Source organism: Kitasatospora sp. NPDC047058, from assembly GCF_040643935.1.
Classification (GTDB): Bacteria; Actinomycetota; Actinomycetes; order Streptomycetales; family Streptomycetaceae; genus Kitasatospora.
The window spans coordinates 1-4,962 of record NZ_JBEYVJ010000453.1; the positions used below are offsets into that span (position 1 = coordinate 1).

At 70.6% G+C, this 4,962-nt stretch carries 5 protein-coding genes; 1 reads left to right on the forward strand and 4 read right to left on the reverse strand.

What is annotated here, in order from left to right; all coding sequences use genetic code 11:
* Window positions 1-111: 111 nt before the first annotated feature.
* Together ABZ885_RS35185 and ABZ885_RS35190 are read right to left on the reverse strand one after the other, a co-directional pair.
* Window positions 112-591, reverse strand: a complete 480-nt coding sequence (locus tag ABZ885_RS35185; RefSeq protein WP_360198059.1) for a protease inhibitor I42 family protein — start codon at window positions 589-591, stop codon at window positions 112-114.
* A gap of 288 nt (window positions 592-879) precedes the next feature.
* Entirely contained in the window at window positions 880-1,050 is a 171-nt protein-coding gene (locus tag ABZ885_RS35190) for a hypothetical protein (RefSeq protein WP_360198062.1), read from the reverse strand.
* A gap of 385 nt (window positions 1,051-1,435) precedes the next feature.
* Between ABZ885_RS35190 and ABZ885_RS35195 the strand changes: the two genes are divergently transcribed.
* Window positions 1,436-2,041, forward strand: a complete 606-nt coding sequence (locus tag ABZ885_RS35195; protein WP_360198064.1) for a hypothetical protein — start codon at window positions 1,436-1,438, stop codon at window positions 2,039-2,041.
* A gap of 163 nt (window positions 2,042-2,204) precedes the next feature.
* Here the strand turns inward: ABZ885_RS35195 and ABZ885_RS35200 are convergent, their stop codons facing one another.
* Window positions 2,205-2,492 carry a DNA-binding protein gene (locus ABZ885_RS35200; protein ID WP_360198067.1) on the reverse strand — a complete coding sequence of 96 codons (288 nt, stop codon included), beginning with the start codon at window positions 2,490-2,492 and terminating at the stop codon, window positions 2,205-2,207.
* 272 nt (window positions 2,493-2,764) lie between these two features.
* Window positions 2,765-4,738 carry a HEAT repeat domain-containing protein gene (locus ABZ885_RS35205; RefSeq protein WP_360198070.1) on the reverse strand — a complete coding sequence of 658 codons (1,974 nt, stop codon included), beginning with the start codon at window positions 4,736-4,738 and terminating at the stop codon, window positions 2,765-2,767.
* Between the last annotated feature and the right edge of the window lie 224 nt (window positions 4,739-4,962).

A 4,962-nucleotide genomic window follows, 5' to 3' on the forward strand; every position in this document is an offset into this window, starting at 1 on the left:
GCCCGGGCGGCTGACCCGGGCCCACTCCACGCCGTCGTCCGCACCCGGGCCGCCGCCTTCGTCCCCGGCTCCCGCGGGAACCGGGGACGAGTGTGCGCCGCCGGAGACGGCTCAGCGGACGTCGATGGTGAACTGCCGCTTGGTCTGGTCCGGTCCGCCGGAGAACGTCCCGCCCAGCGCGTCCCGGTAGGCGACGTGCACGGTGATGGTGGTGCGGCCGGGGCTCTGCGCGCGGAAGGTGAAGTAGTAGTGGCCGCCCGTGCCGAGGTCTCCGGTCCCGCCGAGGCCGAAGCCGAGTACGTCCTTGACGCCGAAGTCGTCGACGTACTCGTCGCCGGCCGCCTGCACGACGGCCGGGTCGGGGGAAGGGGCGGCCATGGTCCAGTTGTCACCCGCGTCCTGGTAGGCGAACACCTCGATGGAGAAGAGTTCGCCGGGTTTGACGGTGAATTGTCCCGAGGTCCGGGCGAACACCGTGCCGTGGTCGAGTTTGCCCGTGGTCATCCTGTGGACGGCCACCGCGCCCACGGTGGCGGCGACGGCCAGCAACGCGGCCACCGTCACCAGGACCCGGCGCCACCGCCGCTTCACGGGCGTGCCTCCCGGTGGGTGGTGCGCAGCGCCGTCACTGCGGCGGCTCGGGGGTTCCGGGGTGCTCAATTCGGGCCTCACTTGGGCATTCGCACGGCTCTGACGTTGGGGTGCTTGTCGTCGGAGGCGCCTTGCATGTGGTTGTCGACGAAGTCGCTCTCGCTGACCCAGACGGTGTAACCCCAGGGGTTGTAGAGGACTCGTCGACGGTCTTCTTCAGCTGCTCGGCCCGCTGCCGCCGGCTGCCCGGCGCTTCCCCGAGCGGGTGTGCGTCGTGGTCCGGCAGGGTCAGGCCCCCTGCCCGGTCTTGGCGCAGCCGGCCGAGGTGGTGTGCACATACTCGCCGGACACGGCCGGACCGGACATGGTCAGCGTGCCCGCGATCTGCCTGGGACCGCCCGCGTCCCCGCGCTTCTCCGGGTGGGCGCTGAACCCCGTCCCGGCACCATCGTTACCCATGATCCCCCCGAATCCCCCTGATACGGTCCGAAGACCCCCGACAGCATAACGTCGATCCCGCTGACCAGCCGCTTTGTGTCGTCGGCGGCCGGGCTGCGCCGACCTGCTGCGGCCGCCGGGATCAACCGCCAACCTTCGCGCCGGGAACGGGCCTGACGGGCCGGCGGGAGTGATCCGGTGCGGCGCGAGCGACGGCCTGCCTCGTCGCCTCCGCCTGCCCGGCCGCGTTCCCCCGACACGGGCGCCAGTCGGTGTCTTGCCGTCAAATGACTGATGTACGCCGGGCGCTGGTCCGCGAGAGTCGAGAGCGCCGGGTCTCCCCCGGTGGCGGGCGCAGGGGATGTGCCCGTGTGATTGTCGATGCACTTGAACGAGGAGTACCAGGATGGCAACCAGTCAGCGGCCTCTCGGCACATGGAAGACGGCCGTGGTCGCCGGGGCCGCGGCCCTCGCCGTCACCGGCGGCATCGCCGCGCCGGCCAGCGCCGCGTCCCAGACGGGTCCGGCGGCGGACCGACTGAGCATCGCGAACCAGGACCTGCACGGCGACGTGCTGTTGGGAGAGCCGGCGCACCCCCGGGACCACCCGGGCGGCCGCCCGTTGATCAAGCACTACTGGATCGCCAAGCTCGGCTACGCCGCCGTGACCGCGCTGAACCAGCGGACCAACTACGGCTGGCAGCGCAACTACAAGGACTGGACGGTTGCCATCGTCGGCAACAACATCCAGGGCAAGAAGGTCACCGTCTACACCAAGATCACCAACCTCTACTACGGTGAAGGCGGCGTCATCGGTGCCCAGACGGCTCCCACGCCGCAGGTGCTGGTGGCTCAGAACACCATCAAGGCCCAGAACGTCGACGTCGTCACCGAGATCGTGAACGTCCACCTCATCAGCCCCAAGTGGGAGGACGTCTTCAGCGCCGACTGCCGCGCCCAGGAAGACCTCCGCAACGCGGTGAAGGCACAGCTCGCCTGCACCATGGGCTGAGCCGTAGCCGAGCAGGGCGAACCCGGAGCGGCCGGTCGGTCACAGCGCCGACCGGCCGCTCCGTCGCGTGCGCGCCCGGCCACGCCGGCCTCATCCGGCCGGCACCGCGGGAAGGGCCCAGCGGCTGTGACGGGGGGATTCGGTTTACGCCCGAGGGGACTCCTCACAACAGCTTGGGCACGTCCTTGAGCAGGCGCAGGACCTTCTGCCCGAAGGAGGCGGTGGTGCGCCAGTCCTTCTCCGCCTCCACGCTGGCACGCGTCACGGCGAATTCCCTGCCCGTCGTACGGACCAGGTCGATCCGGTGAGTGACGGCCGTGAGCACGTTCAGGTGGTACTGCCCGATGCCAAGCCAGGACGCGGCCTCCTCCTGGGTCATCCACTGACCGCCCGCCGGGAGGTCACGGTAGGCGAAGGGTATCTGCGGGAGGCTGTCCGTCCAGGTCTTCACCGGGACATTGTCACCGACGGCGAGCACGACGCCCGCCCTTGGTCCAACGGAACGCTTGAAGCCGGCAGCGGGTGCCGCCGTCGCGGGAGGTCACGGTCCTGGTCGGCCCTCCCGTCGACCGGACCCTCGGCAGTGAGGTGCGATCAAGCCGGCCACAGCGGTGCAGAGCAGAGGCAGGCCATCGGAGTCCAAGGTCTCCGGTGCCCCGCCCTGTTCCAAACAGGTGCGCACCGTAGCGGCGCCTCCGGCGGTCGGACAGTGGTCACAACTGGTCAGTCACAAGCGGCGAGCAACTCGTCGAGTGCGGCGCGGATGGCTTCGTCCTGGGTGAAGCCCCGCCAGCCGCCGTCGCTACGGAGGCGCTGATCACGGGACGGCACGTCGCGCAGGAACCGCGCAGCGGGTCGAGCGGCGTGGCCGATCTGGGCCAGGTACCGCACGGCGGGGAGCATGACCGGGCTGTAGGCGCCCTCGGCCAGCCCCTGAACGATGCTTGTCATGGCTGGGACGCTGGTCTCGGTATCGCCGGTTGTGGCCCAGAGCGCGTGCGCCGCCTCGACGCGGGTCCAGGGGTCGTTGTCGGCGGCCGTGGCCCGGAGCTGGTCCGCGAAGCGGGCGGCGTACGGGCCGAGGTCGGCGAGCATGTGGAGAAGCGGGCGCGGGATACTTCCCCGGGTGGCGGCACGTCCAAGCGCTTCCAGGGCCGGTTCGGGCTCGCCGCCGACCTTCCAGTAGGCCCAGGCTGCGCGTGCTTCACCGCTGCTCGATCGGGCCAACAGCAGCTCTCGTGCCCCGTTCCCCGCCGTCCCGATGCCGGCCAGCGCGTTCGCTGCCGCTGCCCAGGTCTGGTCGTCCTCCAAGAGGCCGACCAGCTGGGGAACCGCTGCCTTCGCCGTGGGACCCCAGCCCGCGAGCAGGCGGCAGAGGCTGTTGAGCATGTGGTCGTCCGTGACGGCACCAAGCTGCTCACTGATCGCCGGGAGGAACAGCTCGGCGTGGTCAGGAAGGCAACCCAGTACCTCGTGGAGCGAAGGGAGGACGGCATGGTGCAGGCCGGCGGTGATGGCATGGTGGACGGAGCCCACAGCGAAGCCCGATCGCGTGCCGGTCATCAGTTCAATCAGGCCCGGAACGCAGCGGGGATCGTTCATCCGGGCCAGCGCCCACCAGGCGGCCTCGGCGACGGTCTCCCCGTTCCGGGTGTCCCGCACGGCGGTGTCGTCGAGTAGGACGGCGACCTTGTCGGCGTGGGCCGCGGCGGCCGGGCCGAGGCAGGCCAGTAGCTCGGCCGCCCGGAAACGGACCTCAGGGGCGGGATCGTCCAGCCGCGCGGCGAGAACGGGCAGGAGGTCGGCGCTCACCGAACGCCACTGCGCCAGTAGCCCGCCTGCCTGGGCGAGTGCCCCGATCCGCTGGTCGACCTCGGGATGGTTTTCCAGCAGGCCGAGCGTGAAGCCGGGGGACGGTCCGATGAACAGCGCCGACGTCCAGTGGTGGACACCCTGGACGCCGGCTTCGACCGTGCTGGTGTGCCGCCACATTTCGACGCTCGGGTCCCGGACCGCTTCCAGCAGGAGGTCGACCCGTTGTACGGGAAGGTCCGGATCGGCCGGGGCGAGTGCGTGCACCGCCGCCAGGCGGGTCTGTGCTTCCGGGGCGTCGAGCAGCCCACGGAGTAGTTCCAGGACCTCGGTGGCCCGTGGTCCGGCCGGTTGTCGTTCCACTGCGCTGCCGAGCGCGAGGACCACGTCGAGGCGGGTCGCCGGATCGGCTTCCGCGTGCCAGGACCGCACAAGTGCCGACAGGACGAGTTCACCGGGGCTCTCGCAGACACCGAGCAGGTGGGCCGCGCATCGCCTCACCTCCGGGGCGGGATCGGTGAGCAGGACGAGCGCCTTCGGCAGAGCCTGTTCCCATGCCGACCGCCAGCCGGGGTCAAGGAACCTCTCCGCCACCTGCCCGGCCTCGGCCGCCAGGTTCCACACCAGCTCCAGCACCACGCGGCGGCTTGGGAGCGGGACGGCCGGACTCGCGGCCAGAAGCAACAGGAAGGGCAGCGCGGCCGGGGCCGCCGAGCAGATCCAACCGCCCTGGTGGAAGACCTGGTTGAGCAGATCGAAGGCCGCGTCGACGGCGTCGTCCGGATCCGGTCCCGCGCATCGGCGCAAGAGGCCGGGCACGTCCGCGGCGGACCCGTAGTTGTGCTCCAGCGCCGCCCAGTCAACCGCGTCCAGTCCCGCCCACATGTCGCGACCCTACCGCCCGGGCCGACACGCAGGCGACGGGAAAGTCCCCCCTCCCCCGACAGCGAGGAACAAACCAACGAGGACGACAACCGCGAGCAGGAAACACAGGCTTGCGCGGCTGGTCGCCTGAGAAGCCGTTGTCTTTCCGATAGTGACGGGTGCGTTTTCGCTGGTCAGGCATAGTGCCGGTGTATCGGTGGCAGGGACGGGGTGTCGTGTCGTCT

What these genes read in the sequence shown, in the direction of transcription:
- ABZ885_RS35190 (WP_360198062.1), bottom strand. Translation starts at nt 1,050, where the DNA reads ATGGGTAACGATGGTGCCGGGACGGGGTTCAGCGCCCACCCGGAGAAG.
- ABZ885_RS35205 (WP_360198070.1), bottom strand. Translation starts at nt 4,738, where the DNA reads ATGTGGGCGGGACTGGACGCGGTTGACTGGGCGGCGCTGGAGCACAAC.
- ABZ885_RS35195 (WP_360198064.1), top strand. Translation starts at nt 1,436, where the DNA reads ATGGCAACCAGTCAGCGGCCTCTCGGCACATGGAAGACGGCCGTGGTC.